Genomic DNA, 16,974 nt, shown 5'->3' with positions numbered 1-16,974 from the left:
CCTTTTCGTGTTTCCGGTGAGTTTGAACCTACGGCTTTCCGTGTGAAGCCAGGGCGGGATTCCGGCGATTTTTCCGCCGTAGCGTGGCACTCAACGCCCTCAGCTCACATTCAATGCCGCGGCGCCAAACGCTAGGCCGGCAGCGAGAACACCACGCAGTCGTGCAGGCAGCCTTTGGCCGCGCTGGGGGAGTCGGCCTCGCGGTGCAGCAGCGCGCGCTCGGGCACCACGCCCAGGCGGACCGTGTCGTCGGCTGACTCGGTCACCTGCGCGCTGCCGTCGACGATCAGCGAATAGCCCCCGGGCTCGCGCGGGGGCCACAGCAGGGTGACGTCGCGGCAGTGGGCGAGGTTTTCGCGGGTGCGCCCGCCGATAAGCCCCACGTCGAGGACGGCGCGGTCGCGCAGCCGCGGCTCGACCGTCACGGTGTGGACGCGATAGTCCTCGCCGACGGTGATCAGATACGCGAACGGGAAGTCGCTGAGCGCCGCGGCCAGCCGCTCGACGTCGACCTTTTTCTTCGTGCGCATGGCTTCGAGGATAGGCCGCTAGTCGGTTAGCAGCGGCTCCCTGGTCCCAGGGGCGGGAGCGTCGGGGCCGCGCTCGGCCTTGTTGAAGAAGCCGGAGCTGGGGATGTTCGACTCGCGGCCGGGCAGGCTGCGGACGCCGGGTTCGCCGTTGCCGGCGGCGAAGAACCCCGACGGGGCGCCCGTCGTGGTTCGCAGGGCCGGCGGGGTGGCGGTGGGACCACTCGCCGCGCTGACCGCGGAATTCGCGTGGCCCGCTTCGAGGCCGCTGGCAAGGGCGGAGGCGTCGGCCGGCGCGGAGAAGCCGGCGTTGCTGAGCAGGCTCGATCCGGCCGCGGCCGGACCCAGGCTGCCGGTCGACGCGCTGACCGAGTTGAGCAGCCCCGAGCTGAGGTTGGCCGCGCTGACGCCGCCCGTCATGTAATGGCTGGAATTGGCCGCCTCCGCGCTGCCCAGCCCTTCGCCTTGGAAGACACCGGTGTTGGCGGTCCCGGCGTTCAAAATGCCGGCATTGACCGAACCCGAATTCAGGAAACCGGTATTCGAGACGCCCGAGTTCCCGATGCCCAAGTTTCCGCTACCGGAGTTGAAAAAGCCGACGTTGCCGGTGCCGGAGTTGAACAACCCGATATTGCCACTGCCCGAGTTGAAGCCGCCGAAGCCGATCTGGTTGCTCCCGGTCAGCCCGATCCCGAAGTCGTTGCTGCCGCTGTTGCCGAAGCCGAAGTTGTTATTTCCGAGGTTGCCGAGGCCGAAGTTGTTGTTACCCGAATTTCCGGAGCCGACATTCAGGCTGCCGCTGTTTCCGAAACCGAGGTTCGAATTGCCCATCGTTATGGGACCGAAACTCATTCGGCCGTTGGCGAAGCTGAAACCGAGCTTCTGCAGGACCTGCTGCCAGGGCGCCAATTGTGCGACCGCCTCCGTCGCGTCGGCGTGGTAGCCGAACATCGCGGCCACGTCGGCGGCCCACATCGCCTCGTAGGCCGCCTCGGTGTCCATGATCGCCGGGATGTTGAACCCGAACCAGTTCGTGGACGCCAGGGCCTTCACCAGGGAGCGGTTTGCCGCGACCACCGCGGGCTGCACGGTGGCCGCCACCGCCGTCTCGAACGCGGCCGCGATGGCCGCGGCCTGGCTCGATGCCGCCTCGGCCTGCGCCGCCGCCGCGCTGAGCCAGCTCACATACTGCGTCGCCACGGTCATCATCGCGGCCGCCGACGCACCCTGCCACGAACCGTTGGCCAGATCGTTTGTCACCGAGAAGAATGACGAAGCCGAAGACGCCAGATCCTCGGCCAACCCGTCCCACGCGGCGGCCGCAGCGAGCAGCGGCGCCGCCCCGGGACCGGCGAAGATAAGTGCCGAGTTGATTTCTGGCGGCAACCACGCAAAATGCGGGCTTGTCACTGACCCAACTTAACCGGGATGGGGGGCCCTTCGTGGCGTTATCGACCAGGTACCGGAATGGGCTTTCGGCCCCGGACCAACTTCCCTGGCCGCGCGGCGGTCGGAACGCCATTTTCGGCAATTATTTCACCGGAAACGACCGTTGTCACATATCCTTCGGCGGTCTGGTCCAGTCTTCGGCCCCCGGCGGGTAGGTCGTGCCGGATGACGGGCTTGTGCAGCCGCAGGGCGGCGTGGTCGATGACGTTGAGGTCGGCCTTGTAGCCGACGGCGATGCGGCCGCGATCGCCCAGCCCGGCGACGCGGGCCGGCACGGAGGTCAGCTCGCGCACGGCCTCCGACACGGTGAACCGCCCGGACTTGCGGTCGCGCGCCCAGTGGGCCAGGAAGTACGTCGTGTAGCTGGCGTCGCAGATCATCCCATAGTGCGCGCCGCCGTCGCCGAGCCCCAGCACCACGTCGTCGCGGTGCAGCAGCTCCCCGACGGTGTCCAGCGTGTTGCCCTGCAGGTTGCTGGTCGCGACCAACAGCATGGCGCGGCCCTCGTCGTCGAGCAGCCGGTCGTAGGCCTCCTCCATCGGGTCGACCCCGCGGGCCCGGGCGCGCGCCCCGACGCTTGTCGACGGGTCGGGCTCGTAGTCGGGGTCGTCGCCCAGCGGGAAGATCCAGTCCCACATCTGGGCCACGTACAGAATCGGGTGACCGACGCCGGGCTTGTCGGCCAGGATGCGGGCCCGGACCTCCGGCTTGCGCATCTCGGCGACCCGCTCGGCCAGCGGCAGGTGCGCGATCTCGCGGTAGCTGGGGTAGAGCACGAACGGGTTGGCGGACAGTTGCAGCCCGATGATCAGCCCGATCGGGCGCGGCAGCAGCTGCGCGGTCACCTGGGGGTCATCGCCGCCCACCCGTGAATTGGCCTTCTCGATCATGGTGATGGCGTCCGGCCACGTCGGGTCGCCGGCGTTGGCGACGACCAGGGTGAAGGTGACCGGCAACCCGACGTCCTCGGCCACATCGAACACCGTCTGCAGCACGGGCTGGTAGCCGCCGGCCGGGATGTCCGGCACGAACTGGAGCAGCCCGCCGCCGCCGTCGACCACACCCCGGGCGATCTCTTCGATCTCCTCGCGGGCGGCGTCGTAACTCGGTATGGGCGAACCGCTTTCGGTCTTGTGGATGGTCAGCCGCGACGACGCGAAGCCCAGCGCGCCGACCTCGATCGCCTCCTTGGCCAGCGCCCGCATCCTGGCGAGGTCTTCGGCGGTGGCCGGCTCGCGGTCCGCGCCGCGCTGACCCATCACGTACACCCGCAGCGGGGAGTGCGGCAGGTAGGCGGCCACGTCGATATCGCGCTTGCCCGCGTCCAGCGCGTCCATGTACTCGGGGAAGGTCTCCCAGTTCCACGGCAGGCCGTCGGTCATGACGACGCCGGGAATGTCCTCGACGCCGGCCATCACGTCGACGAGCACGTCGTGGTCCGCCCGGCGGCACGGCGCGAAGCCGACCCCGCAGTTGCCCATCACCACCGTGGTCACCCCGTGCGCCGACGACGGCGTCAGCCGCTCCGACCAGATGGACTGGCCGTCGTAGTGGGTGTGCAGGTCGACGAAACCCGGCGTGACCAGCAGGCCGGCGGCGTCGATCTCCCGCGTCGCGCCGTCCCCGTTCACCGACCCGACCGCCGCGATCACCCCGTCGCGCACCGCCACGTCGCCGACATACGGCTCCCCGCCCAGCCCGTCGATGATGGTGCCATTGCGGATGATCAGGTCGTAGGTCATCTAAATAATCTACGACCGCGTCGGTGCGTCGTGCCAGGATCTCTTCTGTGATCGATCACTTCGGAATCAATTGCGCCGATTATCCGAAATCGCAGGATTTTTACGACCACGTGCTGGCGGTCCTCGGATTCTCGCGGCAGATGGACGTCGGCCCGGCCATCGGGTACGGCCGGGACGGCAAGCCGTCGTTCTGGATCGCGGACGGGGCGGGCATGGGCCCCAACCGCGAGGTCCACGTGGCCTTCGAGGCCGCCGACGACGACGCGGTGCGCGCCTTCCACCGGGCGGCCGTGGAACGGGGCGCCGAGTCGTTGCACGAGCCGCGGCTGTGGCCCGAATATCACCCCGGCTATTTCGGCGCCTTCGTGCGCGACCCCGACGGCAACAACGTCGAGGCGGTCTGGCACGGCGCGTAGGGTCGGGCGCATGGGAGCTGAAAGTGACGCCGCCACACAAGAGTTGCTTCGCGACGCGTTCACCCGGTTGATCGAGCACGTCGACGAGCTCGCCGAAGGGCTGACCGATGAGGTGTCCGACTACCGCCCGACGCCGAACGCCAACAGCATCGCCTGGCTGATCTGGCACAGCGCACGGGTGCAGGACATCCAGCTCGCCCATGTGGCCGGCGTCGAGCAGGTGTGGACCCGCGACGGCTGGGTGGACCGGTTCGGGCTGGACCTGCCGCGCAACGACACCGGCTACGGGCACGGCCCCGACGAGGTGGCGAAGGTCAAGGCGCCGGCCGAGCTGCTGAGGGGCTACTACCACGCTGTGCACAAGCTGACCCTGGAATACATCGCCAGCGTGACCGCCGACGAGCTGTCCCGCGTCGTCGACACCAACTGGGACCCGCCGGTGACGGCGAGCGCGCGGCTGGTGAGCATCATCGACGACTGCGCCCAGCACCTCGGGCAGGCCGCCTATGTGCGGGGGATTCAGTAGGTTCTAGGGCGTGCGATTCGCCGCGACCCTGGTGCTGTGGCTGGCCGCCACGCTCGCGCTGGCCGTAACGATCCCGGCGTCCTGGGCGCAGCGCAACCTCGTCAGCGAGGACGGCTACGCCGCGCTGGCGCAGCGCGCGGCCGGCGATCCCGCCTTGCAGTCGGCCATGGCGGCCGAGCTCACCACCCGGGCCATGGCGCTGATCACGGCGCACGGCGGGGGGCATTTCCCCGTGGACGGCGCGGAGGTGCACGGTGTGGCCGCCGCCTTCACGGCCGGGCCGGGATTCCCGCCGCTGTTCGCCGATGCGAACCGGGCGGCGCATCGCTACCTGTTCACGGCCGACGGGTCTGCCCAATGGGCGATCGACGTGGCGCCGATGCTCAAGGACGCCGCCATGCAGCAGGTGCTGGCCCGACACCACGTGACGGTGCCGGCCAACCTGACGGTTCCGCTCACGGAGTCGATGCCCTCCTCGGTGCGGGCGGGGCAGCTGAGCCCGCTGGCCAGGTGGGGGCCGTGGATCAGCGCCGGGGCGGCGGCCCTGAGCGGCCTGTGTGCGCTGTTGACGCTGGCCGCCGCGCGCCGCCGCGGCAAGGCCCTGACCAGCCTGGGCGTTTCGGCGCTGCTCGTCGGCGGGGCGGGCTGGGCGGGCATCGAGGCCGGCGGCCGCTACGTCGACGACGCGCTCAATCGCACCACCGGGAACATCCGCCAGATCGCCGAGGCGATGGTGGCCCACGCGGAGTCCGGCCTGCGCGACTGGCTCGACCTGACGCTGGTCGCCGGCGCCGGGCTGGTCGCCGCGGGTGTGCTCGTCGCGATCCTGGGCGGCCTCATCAGGAAGGCCTAGCTGAGCGGCAGCTCGGCCAGGATCGGGGTGGTCGGCTGCGGCGAACCTTTGCCGGGCTCGACGGTGAACGCGAGTTCGGTGGAGGCGCCGATGTTGGTGAGGGTGTCTTTCGTCGACGGCGACACCGCCGCCGCGTCCATCGTTCCGGCCGAGGTCGGGCCGTTGGCCGAGATCAGCCACATCTGATAGACGGTGCCGGGGGACGGGGGCGGCACGTTGTTCATCACCAGCACCGCCGCGTTGCGGTCGCGGGAGAACATCACCGTCGCGGTCCCGTTGGCCAGCGGACGCGAGACCGTCTGGACGTCCGGGGCCGACAGAACCTGTTCGGCGACCGTGTGCTTCGCCGGGGGACGCATCAGCACCCCGGCGCCGAACGCCGCGGCGCCCACCACGACGGCCGCCGCCGCGGAAGCCAGTATCGTTCTGCGCCAAGGCATCTGGCGGACATTGTCCGGTGCGACGGCCGACAGGGTGGTCGCGCGCAGGCGCGGCGGCGGTTCGTTCGCGGTCGCCGCCGACACCACGGCCATCGTCTCGCGGACGGCACGGACCTCGTCGTTGAAGGCCTGGGCCACCGGCGGCGGCGCCGCGGCGACCCGGCGCTCGATCTCGGCGCGCTCCGCCTCCGACACCGCGTGCAGGGCATACGGCGTGGCCAGCTCGAGTAGCTCGAATTCGGTCGACTCAGTCATCAGCGCCGCTCCTCAGCATCGCTGCGCTCTGCATCGTCGTCGGCGCGGTCATGCCACATCCAGGCAATTACGCAGGCCGCGCAGCGCGTCGCGGATGCGCGATTTGATCGTCGACAAGTTGGCGGCCAGCCGCTGAGACACTTCGCTGTACGTCAGCCCCTGGTAGTAGGCCAGCTCGATGCACTGCCGCTGCGCGTCGCTCAACCCCTCCAGGCATTGGGTCACCCGGCGGCGCTCGTCACCGGCGATCGCCGAGTCCGCGACGACGTCGGCGGCGGGCTCCGCGCTGGCCGCGCCGTAGCGGGATTCGCGGTTGCTGCCGGCCTGCTCGGCGCGCACCCGGTCCACGGCCCGCCGGTGCGCGATGGTCAGCAGCCAGGCCAGGGGTGACCCCTTCGCGGGGTCGTACTGCGCGGCGGTGCGCCACACCTCGAGGTAGACCTCCTGGGTGGTTTCCTCGCCGTAGCCGGGATCACGCACCACCCGCGTCACCAGTCCATACACCCGAGCTTTGGTGAGGTCGTAGACCGTCGCGAAGGCGGCGCCGTCCCCGCGCGCGACCTGGCGCAGCAGGGCGTCCAGCTCGTTGCTCATCGATCGGTAGCCTAACGCCCGCCATCGGTCCGCCTATCCCGGTGGCCGGGGAAAGAAATACGCCGTCCGTTCCCGGTATTCGTCGAATCCGGGGCGCCCGGCCATCAACTTCTCGGTCAGCCGCGCGCCGCTCACATGCACCAGGAAGTACGTCATGAGCAGCGGCGAGCCGACCGTGACCAGAGGCAACCAGCCGTTGATGGTGATCAGCCACAATCCCCACCACACCGCCGCGTCACCGAAGTAGTTGGGGTGACGCGTCCAGGCCCACAGGCCGCGATCCATCACCGCGCCGCGGTTCGCCGGGTCGGACTTGAAGGTCCGCAGCTGCTGATCGCCGACGGCTTCGAACGCGAATCCCACCAGCCACACCGCCACCCCCGCCGCCATGACCGCTCTGAACGGTCCCACCGTGGGACCGGTCACCGACGACAGCTGCAGCGGCACCGAGACGAACCAGGTGATCAGGGCTTGCAGCACAAAGACCTTGCGGACGATCTGGGCGAGGGTGGCGCCCCGGAGCAGGGCGGCGTAGCGGGGGTCCTCGCCCTTGCCTGCGGTCTTGCGCTGGATGTGCCAGCTCAACCGCAGCCCCCAGATCGCCACCAGCGCCAGCAGCAGCCACCGCCGGGTCGCGTCGCCGTGGCCGAGCGCGGCGGCGACGGCCGCGATGGCGACGAAGCCCACGCCCCACGCCACGTCGACGACGTTGTAGCGCCCGATCCGCCTGCCGACGGCGAAGGCAACCGTGTGCACGGCGGCCAGCGCCAGCAGCGAGGCGGCGCTGACCTGCAGGAGATTGACGAGGTTCGATGCGTTCATCGGCCGCCCTCCCGGGTGAACGTCCACTGATACACATCAAGGTAGCCCGACCGGAACCCGGCCTCCGAGTACGCCAGGTACAGCTCCCACATGCGGGCGAACACCTCGTCGAAACCCAGGCACGCCAGCGCATCTCGCCGCGCCACGAACCGTTCGCGCCAGAGCCGCAGCGTCTCGGCGTAGTGCGCGCGCAGCGAGGTCGCCTCGACGGTGCGTAATCCGGTGTGCCGCCCGGTGATAGCGGAGATTGCCTCCGGGGACGGCAGCAGCCCGCCGGGAAAGATGTACTTCTGGATCCAGGTGTGCGTGTTGCGGGTGGCCAGCATCCGGTCGTGCGGCATCGTGATCACCTGGATCGCGACGCGCCCGCCGGGCCGCACCAGACGCTCGACCGCGGTGAAATACGTTGGCCACGAACGGTATCCGATAGCCTCGATCATCTCGACTGAGACGACCGCGTCGTAGCTGCCGGTGACGTCGCGGTAGTCGCACAGCTCGATTTCCACCAGGTCCGACAGGCCCGCCGCGTCGACCCGCAGCCGCGCCAGCCGCTGCTGCTCGACCGACAGGGTGACCGAGCGGACGCGCGCGCCTCGGGCGGCCGCCCGGATGCACAACTCGCCCCAGCCGGTGCCGATCTCGAGGACGTGACTGCCGCGTCGCACCCCGGCCGCGTCGAGCAGCCGGTCGATCTTGCGGCGTTGCGCGGCGGCCAGGTCCTCCGGCGCGGCCGGCAGCCGGTCGAACAGCGCGGTCGAGTATGTCATTGTCTCGTCGAGGAATTCGGCGAACAACTCGTTCGACAGGTCGTAGTGCTCGGCGACGTTGCGCCGGGCCCGCTCCCGGCTGGGGGCGCGCCAACGGGGCCGGAACGCGGGAGCGAGCGGCCGCAGCCACTGCAGGGTGGCCGGCACCAGGTCGGCCACCGAGGCGGCCAACACCGTCAGGGCGCCGGTGAGGTCGTTCGACGACCATTCGCCGGCCATGTAGGACTCGCCGAAGCCGACCAGGCCGTACCGCCCGATGCGGCGCGCCAGCGCCGCGGGCCGGTGGATGAACAGGGTCGGCGCCGTCGGGTCGGCCGCGCCGACGACCGTGGAGTCGGGGTAGACCAGGCGCAGCGGCAGGCGGGCCGCGGCGCGCCGCAGCAGCCGGCCGGCGACGACGCCCGACGCCGCGGCAAGCGGGCCCGACGGCACGCGCACGACCGCGGGCCAGCGGACCGGATCGATTGCCGCCGTGGGTGTTTCGACGGTCGCGACGCTCATCGCGATACCACCGGAACTCGACGCAACCACAACTTGATCCCCTGTATCCGGATCCGTGCGGACACCGTCAGCGGTGCCAGCGGCGCGATGAACTGCATGACGGCGACCTGTCTCGTGGTGGCCGGCCGGCGGAGCCCGCGCAGGCTGGCGGTGAAGACCGGGCACGCCGGGCGGCGGTCTCGGTGCAGGTCCACGGTGACGTCCACCTCGTCGCCCGGTCTCGGCGCCCGCACCAAGTAGTAGCCGTCGACTTGATTGAACGGCGAGACGTAGAAGTTCTTCGCCGTCACGACGGGCAGATCGGCCGGTGGCAACAGGTAGGCGTGCCGCTCGCCGTAGGTGTTGTGCACCTCGGCGATCACATGGCACAGTCGGCCGTCCCGATCGTGGCACCAGAAGATGCTCAGCGGGTTGAAGACGTAGCCGGCGACGCGCGGCTGCAGCAGGGCGGTGACGCGGCCCTCGGGCGGCGGCAGCCCGTGGCCGGCGAAGAAGGCGCCGAGCCTTTCGCGCAGCGAGCCGCTCGAATCGCCCGAAAAGTGGTCTTCGGCATGGAATCGCGCGAACGGCCGCAGCCACCAGGGCAGGCGGGGAAGGTCGTCGATGTCGACATACCAGCTGTAGCTTCGGTATTCGAAGGAGTGGTGCACCGGTGCCCGCCGCGAATGGGTGATGGTGGTGCGGTAGATCGCGGGCGTCAGCACGAGGCCACCGCCTCGCGCCGGGCTGCGGCGGGCCAATCGGCGCCGAGCCGGCGAGCCGCGCGCAGCCCGGACGCGGCGCCGTCCTCGTGGAATCCCCAGCCGTGGTAGGCGCCCGCGTACACCACCCGATCGTCGTCGAGGCTGGCCAGTTTGGCTTGGGCGGCAACGGATTCCGGTGTGTAGAGCGGGTGGCTATAGGTCATCTCGGCGATCACCGAGGAGGGGTCGACCCGGTCCCGGCCGCCCAGGGTGACCAGATAGCGGCGCTTGGCGTCCAGCCGCATCAGCCGGCTGATGTCATAGCTGACCACCACGTGGTCCGTTCCGGGTGTCACCAGGTAGTTCCACGAGGCGCGGGCGCGGCGGTGGCGGGGCAACACCGACTCGTCGGTGTGCAGCTGCGCCCGGTTGGTCGAATAACCGATGGCGCCCAGGACGGCGCGCTCCCGCGGGGTCGCGCCGTCGAGCAGCAGCAGCGCCTGATCGGGGTGCACCGCGACGACGACGGCGTCGAAGATCCGCGGCGCCTCCCCGCCCGCGCGCACCAGCACCCCGTGGGTCAGCCGGCGCAGCGAGTGCACCGGCGTCCCGGTAGACACCCGATGCAGGCGGGAAGCGATGGCCCGCACGTAATTCGCCGAGCCGCCCGTGACGGTCCGCCACGTCGGGGAGCCGAAGACCGACAGCATGCCGTGGTGGGCGAGGAAGACGAACAGGTACCGGGCCGGATAATGCAGGGCGTCGCCCGCGGCGCAGGACCACACCGCGGCAACCAACGGGGTGATGAAGTAGTCGACGAAGTGCGGGGAGAAGCGGTGCCGGTTCAGGAAGGCCGCCAGGGTCTCCAGGTCGTCCTGGGCGGGGTCTTGCAGCAGGCCGGTCGCGGCGCGGTGGAAGCGGAGGATCTCGGCGAGCATCAGCAGATGGCGGGGCCGCAGCGACTGCCGGCAGGCGAACAGGCCCCGAACACCAAGGGCGCCGGCGTATTCGAGCCCGATGTCGTCGGCGCGCACCGACATCGACATGTCGGACTCCTGGGTCGCGACGCCGAGCTCGGTGAACAATCGGCACAGCGTGGGGTAGGTCCGGTCGTTGTGCACCAGGAACGCCGAGTCGACCGCTACGACCCGGCCGTCACCGTCGTCCACATAGTGGGTGTGCGCGTGGCCGCCGAGTCGCGCGTCGGCCTCGTACAGGGTGACCCGGTCGCGTCCGGACAGGACGTAGGCGGCGGTGAGGCCGGCGACGCCGCTGCCGATCACCGCGACGGAGCGGCTTTCTGGCTGATCCACACCCGTTATTCGGAGCCACCGGCGCGCCGGACGGGCTCAACCGAATGTGAACGAAAACACCTGCAGGCCTTTACCGACCCGCATGTCCAGCTCGTCGCGGTGCGCGGTGTCGTCGGAGACGATCTGGTGCAGGGTGGGCGGCCCGCCGATCGGCGTCGCGGTCGTCTGGCCGCCCCGGGTCACGGTGATGGTGCCGGTGCCGCCCACGACCACATAGACGCTCTTGCCGGTGTAGTTGAGCCGGATGGCGGCGTCGTCGCTCTCGGCGGTGGCGCCCTGGTCGTCCAGCGTCCAGCGGCCGCGCAGCGCGAACCTGTCGTCGGGCAGCGTCGCCGGGTAGGCGAACGTGGCGGTGCCCGCCCGGTAGTCGCCGGCGCCGCCGTAGTTGACGGCCTTGCCGGCGCCCAGGTAGGTCTCCGGCGTGAGCCTGGTCCGCGGGGTGGCATCCACCGCGTTCGTCGGGGCGGGCAATTTGACGTCCGGGTTGGCGGCGCTGAGCAACTCGCGGATCAGCTTTTCGGTCGTGTCGTAGTCGCCCTCGCCGAACTTGGTGTGGCGGATCGTCCCGTTGGCGTCGATGAGGTACTCGGCCGGCCAATACAGGTTCTGGTAGGCGTTCCACGTCGCGTAGTCGTTGTCCAGCGCGACGGGGTAGGCGATGTGCAGCGCGGCGGCGCCGCTGGCCACGTTGGCGGGAACCCGCTCGAACGCGTACTCGGGCGTGTGCACCCCGATGACGACCAGACCCGCGTCGCGATACCGGTCGTACCAACCCACCGCGTGCGGGATGGCGCGCTGGCAGTTGATGCATGAGTACGCCCAGAAGTCGATCAGGACCACCTTGCCGCGCAGCGAGCCCAGGTCGACCGGCGCGCCGCCCGGGGTGTTGAGCCACTCGGTGATCCCCGTGACGGCGGGTGCCGGCCCGCATTGCTGCAGTTCGGCGGCGGCGCCGCCAAAATCGCCGCCGCAGTCGGCCAGCTGGCCCTGCACCGCCTCGCCCAGCTGGCGCCGAATTGCCTGGATGTCCGCGGCGCCTACGCGCCTTTGCATCGCCGTTGTGTAGTCGGGGACGGCGCGCTGCAGCGTGGCGGGCAGGTTGAAGACCAGCGCCACGGCCAGCACGATCATGGTGATTCCGCCGGCGACCCGGATCACGTGTTGCCGGCGGCGGAATGCGGCGACGCGCTCGGCCAGGCGCCGCCCGGCCAGCGCAAAAACCAGCAGCGGCAGCGCGGTGCCGATCGCGAACGCCGCCGTCAACAGCAGCACCGGCGGCCCGATGGACGCGGTGCCGCCGGCGACGACGATGGCCGCCAGCACGGGCCCGGCGCACGGCACGTACAGCGCGCCCAACGTCAGGCCCAGCCCAAAACCGTTTCGGCTCAGGCTATTCGGGCCGAGCGCAGGCAGCGGGATGCGGGCGAAGGGGCGCTCGATCAGGTGCGCCAGCGGCGGGAAGATCAATCCGAGGCCGATGAGCGTCAGCGTCACCAGCGCGGCCCAGCGGATCGCGTCCTGCGGCAGGTGCAGCGCAGACAGCAAAGCCGAGCCGGCCAGGGTGACCGCGCTGAAGCTGCAGACCAGCCCGGCGATCACCAGGTACGGCCGGGCCGCCGGGCTGCTGTCACGGGTGCTGCCGGCCCCGGAGAAGAACACCACCGGAAGCACCGGCAGGATGCACGGCGAGACGCCGGTGATCAGGCCGCCGAGGAATCCGATCAACGCGACGGTGGGCATGGCTGTTATTCGGAGATGATGCGGCTACGGATCAGTCGCTGTAGGCCAGGGAGCGGTCCGGCGGATGGGGCTGCACCGGCTGCGACGGGAACCGCAGCGGCCGGGAGCGCACCCGCATCGGCCACCAGAACCAGCGGCCCAGCAGCGCGGCGATGGACGGGGTCATGAACGCGCGGATGATCAGCGTGTCGAACATCAGGCCCAGCCCGATCGTGGTGCCCACCTGACCGACGATCCGCACGTCGCTGACGACCATGGACGCCATCGTGAACGCGAACACCAGGCCCGCGTTGGTCACCACCTTGCCGGTGCCGCCCATCGACCGGATGATGCCCGTGTTCAGGCCGGCATGAATTTCCTGCTTGAACCTGGAGACCAACAACAGGTTGTAGTCGGAGCCCACGGCCAACAAGACGATCACGGACATCGCCAGCACCATCCAGTGCAAATCGATGCCGAGGATGTGCTGCCAGACGAGCACCGACAGCCCAAACGAGGCGCCCAGCGAAACCGCCACCGTGCCAACGATTACCGCGGCGGCGACCAGCGCGCGGGTCAGGATCAGCATGATGATGAAAATCAGGCACAGGGAGGAAACTCCGGCGATCACCAGGTCCCATTTGGCGCCCTCGGCGATGTCCTTGAAGACGGCCCCCGTGCCGGCCACGTAGATCTTCGCGTCCTCCAACGGGGTTCCCTTGAGCGACTCCTCGGCCGCGGTGCGTATCTTGTCAATGCTGGCGATGCCCTCGGCCGACGCGGGATCGCCGCGATGCAGGATGATCATGCGCGCCGCGCGCCCGTCGGGGGACAGGAAGTTCTTCATGGCGCGCTGAAAGTCTTTGTTCTTGAACACTTCTGGCGGCAGATAGAACGAGTCGTCGTTCTTGGATGCGTCGAAGGCGTGGCCCATCGCCGTCGCGTTGTCGCTCATCTCGTCCATCTGGTCGAAGATCCCGGACATGGTGCTGTGCATGTCCAGCATCATGGTTCGCATGTTGACCATGGTCTGGATCATCGGCGGAAACTGGGCGACCATCTGCGGCATCAGCCGATCCAGGTCCTTGATGTCACCCACCAGCGTGTTGAGTTTCTCGTCGATCTGGTCCAGGCCGTCCAGCGCGTCGAATATCGAGCGAATCGACCAGCAGATCGGAATGTCGAAACAGTGCCTCTCCCAATAGAAGTAGCTTCGGATCGGCCGCCAGAAATCGTCGAAGTCCGAGATGCGGTCCCGGAGCTCGTTGGTGATCTGCTGCATCTGTTCGGTGTCGCCGACCATGCGGTGGGTGGTGCCGACGAGCTGCGTCATCAAGTCGTACATCCGCTGCATGTTGGCGATCGTCTTGGTCATCTCGTCGGCCTGCTTGACCATGTTGTCCATCTGATCGCGCTGGTATTTCATGGTCTGCGTCTGAGCGGCGTTCTGCATGCTCATCTGGAACGGGATCGACGTGTGGTCCATCGTCGTCCCGTCGGGCCGGGTGATGGCCTGAACGCGGGAGATCCCCGGGACCCGAAAGATGCCCTTTGCCAACCTATCCAGCACCAGGAAGTCGGTCGGGTTACGCATGTCGTGGTTCGCCTGGATCATCAAGATCTCCGGCTTCATCCGGGCCTGGGAGAAGTGGCGATCCGCGGCGGTCAGGCCCGCGTTGGCGGGGATGGTGCTGGGCAGGTACTCGCGGTCGTTGTAGTTGGCCCGGTAGCCGGGCAGGGTCAGCAGACCGACGAGGGCGACGGCGCACGTGACGGCGAGGATGGGCAGCGGCCAGCGGACCACCGCGGTGCCGACCCGGCGCCAGCCACGCACCCCGAGCTTGCGCTTGGGGTCGAAGACGCCGAACCGGCTGCCGACGGTGAGGATCGCGGGGCCGAGCGTGAGTGCGACGAGCACCGCGAGCAGCATCCCCACCGCACATGGAATGCCGAGGGTCTGGAAATACGGCATCCGCGCGAAGCTGAGGCAGAACATCGCCCCGGCGATGGTCAGGCCGGAGCCCAGGATGACGTGGGCCGTCCCGCGGTACATGGTGTAGAAGGCCGATTCACGGTCTTCGCCGGCATGGCGTGCCTCCTGATAGCGGCCGACGATGAAGATGCCGTAGTCGGTGCCGGCCGCGATCGCCAGCGAAGTGAGCAGGCTGACCGCGAAGGTGGAGAGCCCGACGAGCCCGAGGTGCCCCATCACGGCGACGGCCCCGCGCGCCGCGGTCAATTCGAAGCCCACCGTGATCAGCAACAGGATCACGGTGAGGATCGACCGGTAGACGAACAGCAACACGATCAAAATCACCGCGACCGTCGTCAGCGTGATCCTGACCATGGACTTGTCGCCGCTGTGATGCAGATCCGCGGCCATCGCCGAGACCCCGGTGACGTACGCCTTGATCCCGGGCGGCGCGGGCACGCTGTTCACGATCTTGCGGACGGATTCGACGGATTCGTTGGCCAGCGGCTCGCCCTGATTACCGGCGAGATTGACCTGCACGGTCACGGCCTTGCCGTCGTTGCTCTGCGCGCCCGCCGCCGTGAGCGGATCGCCCCAGAAGTCCTGGATGCTCAGGACGTGCGCCTTGTCGTCGCGCAACTTGCGGATGATGGTGTCGTAGTACCGGTGGGCGTCGTCGCCGAGGGGCTGGCTGCCCTCCAGCACGATCATCGCCGAGCTGTCGGTCTCGCCTTCGTTGAACGCGTGGCCGATCTGTTTCATCGCCACGAAAGACGGTGCGTCCTTTGGGCTTAGCGATACCGACCGCTCCTGGCCGACCACTTCCAGCGACGGGACGAACAGGCTCAGGACGATGGCGACGCCCACCCAGAACAGGATGATCGGCACCGCGAGGGTGTGGATGGTCCGCGCGATGAACGGCCGCTCGGTGTGGGTGTCGCCGGCGAATCCGGCGAATCGAGTGGTCACGCGGACTTCACCACGCAGAAGGTGAAGGCGTGGACCCCGTTGGAAATACGCTCGGCCTTTACCACGTCGTCCACCGTGATGCGGCAGCCGATGTTGTCGCTATCGCCCCGCGCCGTGAGGTTTCCCATCATGGCCGCCTTGTCGGTGGTGACGCGCAGCGTCCACGGCAGTGGCGCCCCGTCGATGCGCTGCGGGTCGGCGTTCACGTCGAAATAGCTGATGTCGGCGAGCGTTCCGGGCGGCCCGAACACCTCGTAGACGATCCGTTTCGGGTTGAACGGCTTGGGATTCTGCAGGTTGCTGTCGGCATACGATTCGCGCTTTTCCGAGCCGAAGTAGCCGTGGACCCGATACACGATGAAGCCACCGACCATCACGACCGCCACGATGACCAGTGGAATCCACGTTCGGGACAGCACCTTGAAAATTGGAATCCCTTTCAGCGGTCGGTAGTTCTGCGTGCGGTCCGTCGCCGCCGAACGTGGTCAACTACGGATCGCCGCGCTGCGCCCGTCCGCCGATCCCGGTGAGAACAGCCAAGGCTTACCTAAGTAAATCACGGCCGAATTGCCGCCCGGTCCGGGACCGTTGACTCCTTCCCCTCGCGCCCTGGAGTGTAACGCATATCACGTGCGTAACCGGAAATCGACTGCGAGCTGTGGCCGGGGACAAATCACACGGCGTGCGTTATACAAATCACGCAATGTGCGTTATCCTCGCCCGATGGCGCAACTGACCTTCCAGCGCGCCCGCACGGAGGAGAACAAGCGCCAGCGTGCGGCGGCACTCGTCGAAGCCGCACGGTCACTCGCGCTGGAGACGGGCGTCGCGTCGGTCACCTTGACCGCCGTCGCCGGACGCGCCGGAATCCACTATTCCGCGGTGCGCCGCTACTTCACCTCGCACAAGGAGGTCCTGCTGCACCTCGCCGCCGAAGGCTGGGTGCGCTGGTCGAACACGGTGTGCGAGCAGCTCGGCGAGCCCGGTCCGATGTCACCGGCGCGGGTCGCCGAGACGTTGGCCAACGGGCTGGGGGCCGACCCGCTGTTCTGCGACCTGCTCGCCAACCTGCATCTGCACCTCGAGCACGAGGTGGAGGTCGAGCGGGTCGTCGACATCAGGCGCACCATTTCCGCGGCCGCCGTCGCGCTCGCCGACGCGATCGAACGCGCGCTGCCGGCGCTCGGCCGGTCCGGCTCCTTCGACATCTTGATCGCCGCCTACTCGCTGGCCGCCGCCTTCTGGCACATCGCCAATCCGCCGGAGCGGCTCACCAACGCCTACGCCGACGAGCCGGAGGTGCTGGTGCCCGAGTGGAACATTGAATTCCCGTCGGCGCTCACCCGGGTGCTCACGGCAACGTGCATCGGCCTCGTCACCGAGTCACCACGACCAGACAGGGAGGCATGAGCGCCATGGCTTGGCG

The 16,974-nt window shown here is 68.8% G+C and carries 16 protein-coding genes; 4 read left to right on the top strand and 12 right to left on the bottom strand.

From position 1 onward, the window contains the following. Positions 1–131: 131 nt before the first annotated feature. Genes AC5Y2S_RS11755 through AC5Y2S_RS11745 form a run of 3 tightly spaced genes read right to left on the bottom strand, consistent with a single transcriptional unit; the run spans position 132 to position 3,718 of the window. Positions 132–530: a pyridoxamine 5'-phosphate oxidase family protein gene (locus AC5Y2S_RS11755; protein WP_499956315.1), complete on the bottom strand. Its 399-nt coding sequence runs from the start codon at positions 528–530 to the stop codon at positions 132–134. A gap of 18 nt (positions 531–548) precedes the next feature. Then, complete coding sequence (locus AC5Y2S_RS11750) at positions 549–1,937, bottom strand: PPE family protein (RefSeq protein WP_499956314.1); 1,389 nt, start codon at positions 1,935–1,937, stop codon at positions 549–551. A 38-nt stretch (positions 1,938–1,975) separates the two neighbouring features. Beyond that, on the bottom strand, positions 1,976–3,718 hold the full coding sequence (locus AC5Y2S_RS11745) for an N-acyl-D-amino-acid deacylase family protein (protein ID WP_499956313.1): 1,743 nt from the start codon (positions 3,716–3,718) through the stop codon (positions 1,976–1,978). A 47-nt stretch (positions 3,719–3,765) separates the two neighbouring features. Here AC5Y2S_RS11745 and AC5Y2S_RS11740 point away from each other — a divergent pair, with 47 nt between their 5' ends. Genes AC5Y2S_RS11740 through AC5Y2S_RS11730 form a run of 3 tightly spaced genes read left to right on the top strand, consistent with a single transcriptional unit; the run spans position 3,766 to position 5,513 of the window. Beyond that, complete coding sequence (locus AC5Y2S_RS11740; RefSeq protein ID WP_499956312.1) at positions 3,766–4,134, top strand: VOC family protein; 369 nt, start codon at positions 3,766–3,768, stop codon at positions 4,132–4,134. 10 nt (positions 4,135–4,144) lie between these two features. Beyond that, on the top strand, positions 4,145–4,660 hold the full coding sequence (locus AC5Y2S_RS11735) for a mycothiol transferase (RefSeq protein WP_499956311.1): 516 nt from the start codon (positions 4,145–4,147) through the stop codon (positions 4,658–4,660). A 10-nt stretch (positions 4,661–4,670) separates the two neighbouring features. Continuing rightward, positions 4,671–5,513 carry a hypothetical protein gene (locus AC5Y2S_RS11730; RefSeq protein WP_499956310.1) on the top strand — a complete coding sequence of 281 codons (843 nt, stop codon included), beginning with the start codon at positions 4,671–4,673 and terminating at the stop codon, positions 5,511–5,513. Here the strand turns inward: AC5Y2S_RS11730 and AC5Y2S_RS11725 are convergent. Genes AC5Y2S_RS11725 through AC5Y2S_RS11685 form a run of 9 tightly spaced genes read right to left on the bottom strand, consistent with a single transcriptional unit; the run spans position 5,510 to position 15,967 of the window. Then, complete coding sequence (locus tag AC5Y2S_RS11725; protein ID WP_499956309.1) at positions 5,510–6,208, bottom strand: anti-sigma factor; 699 nt, start codon at positions 6,206–6,208, stop codon at positions 5,510–5,512. The genes AC5Y2S_RS11730 and AC5Y2S_RS11725 overlap by 4 nt on opposite strands. Positions 6,209–6,256: 48 nt before the next feature. Continuing rightward, on the bottom strand, positions 6,257–6,802 hold the full coding sequence (locus AC5Y2S_RS11720; protein ID WP_499956308.1) for a sigma-70 family RNA polymerase sigma factor: 546 nt from the start codon (positions 6,800–6,802) through the stop codon (positions 6,257–6,259). A gap of 33 nt (positions 6,803–6,835) precedes the next feature. Further along, the gene (locus AC5Y2S_RS11715; protein ID WP_499956307.1) at positions 6,836–7,624 is read right to left on the bottom strand and encodes a DUF1295 domain-containing protein; all 789 of its coding nucleotides are present in this window, start codon (positions 7,622–7,624) and stop codon (positions 6,836–6,838) included. Continuing rightward, a complete protein-coding gene (locus AC5Y2S_RS11710) occupies positions 7,621–8,892 on the bottom strand; it encodes a class I SAM-dependent methyltransferase (protein ID WP_499956306.1) in 1,272 nt (423 codons plus the stop codon). Before AC5Y2S_RS11710 ends, AC5Y2S_RS11715 begins: the two co-directional genes overlap by 4 nt. After that, complete coding sequence (locus AC5Y2S_RS11705; protein WP_499956305.1) at positions 8,889–9,596, bottom strand: DUF1365 domain-containing protein; 708 nt, start codon at positions 9,594–9,596, stop codon at positions 8,889–8,891. The genes AC5Y2S_RS11710 and AC5Y2S_RS11705 overlap by 4 nt, the downstream gene beginning before the upstream one ends. Then, positions 9,590–10,888, bottom strand: a complete 1,299-nt coding sequence (locus AC5Y2S_RS11700) for an NAD(P)/FAD-dependent oxidoreductase (RefSeq protein WP_499956304.1) — start codon at positions 10,886–10,888, stop codon at positions 9,590–9,592. Before AC5Y2S_RS11700 ends, AC5Y2S_RS11705 begins: the two co-directional genes overlap by 7 nt. Positions 10,889–10,924: 36 nt before the next feature. Continuing rightward, the gene (locus AC5Y2S_RS11695; RefSeq protein WP_499956303.1) at positions 10,925–12,628 is read right to left on the bottom strand and encodes a cytochrome c biogenesis protein DipZ; all 1,704 of its coding nucleotides are present in this window, start codon (positions 12,626–12,628) and stop codon (positions 10,925–10,927) included. 31 nt (positions 12,629–12,659) lie between these two features. Continuing rightward, positions 12,660–15,548 carry an MMPL/RND family transporter gene (locus tag AC5Y2S_RS11690; RefSeq protein WP_499956302.1) on the bottom strand — a complete coding sequence of 963 codons (2,889 nt, stop codon included), beginning with the start codon at positions 15,546–15,548 and terminating at the stop codon, positions 12,660–12,662. After that, positions 15,545–15,967, bottom strand: a complete 423-nt coding sequence (locus AC5Y2S_RS11685) for an MmpS family transport accessory protein (protein ID WP_499956301.1) — start codon at positions 15,965–15,967, stop codon at positions 15,545–15,547. Before AC5Y2S_RS11685 ends, AC5Y2S_RS11690 begins: the two co-directional genes overlap by 4 nt. A gap of 286 nt (positions 15,968–16,253) precedes the next feature. On the opposite strand from AC5Y2S_RS11685, the gene AC5Y2S_RS11680 reads away from it, so the two are divergent. Beyond that, entirely contained in the window at positions 16,254–16,958 is a 705-nt protein-coding gene (locus AC5Y2S_RS11680; RefSeq protein WP_499956300.1) for a TetR/AcrR family transcriptional regulator, read from the top strand. Positions 16,959–16,974 lie beyond the last annotated feature (16 nt).

The sequence above is a fragment of the Mycobacterium sp. NGS69 genome, from assembly GCF_059812165.1.
Note: the sequence above shows the minus strand (reverse complement) of the source record. Positions and strands in the feature narration are given on the sequence as shown.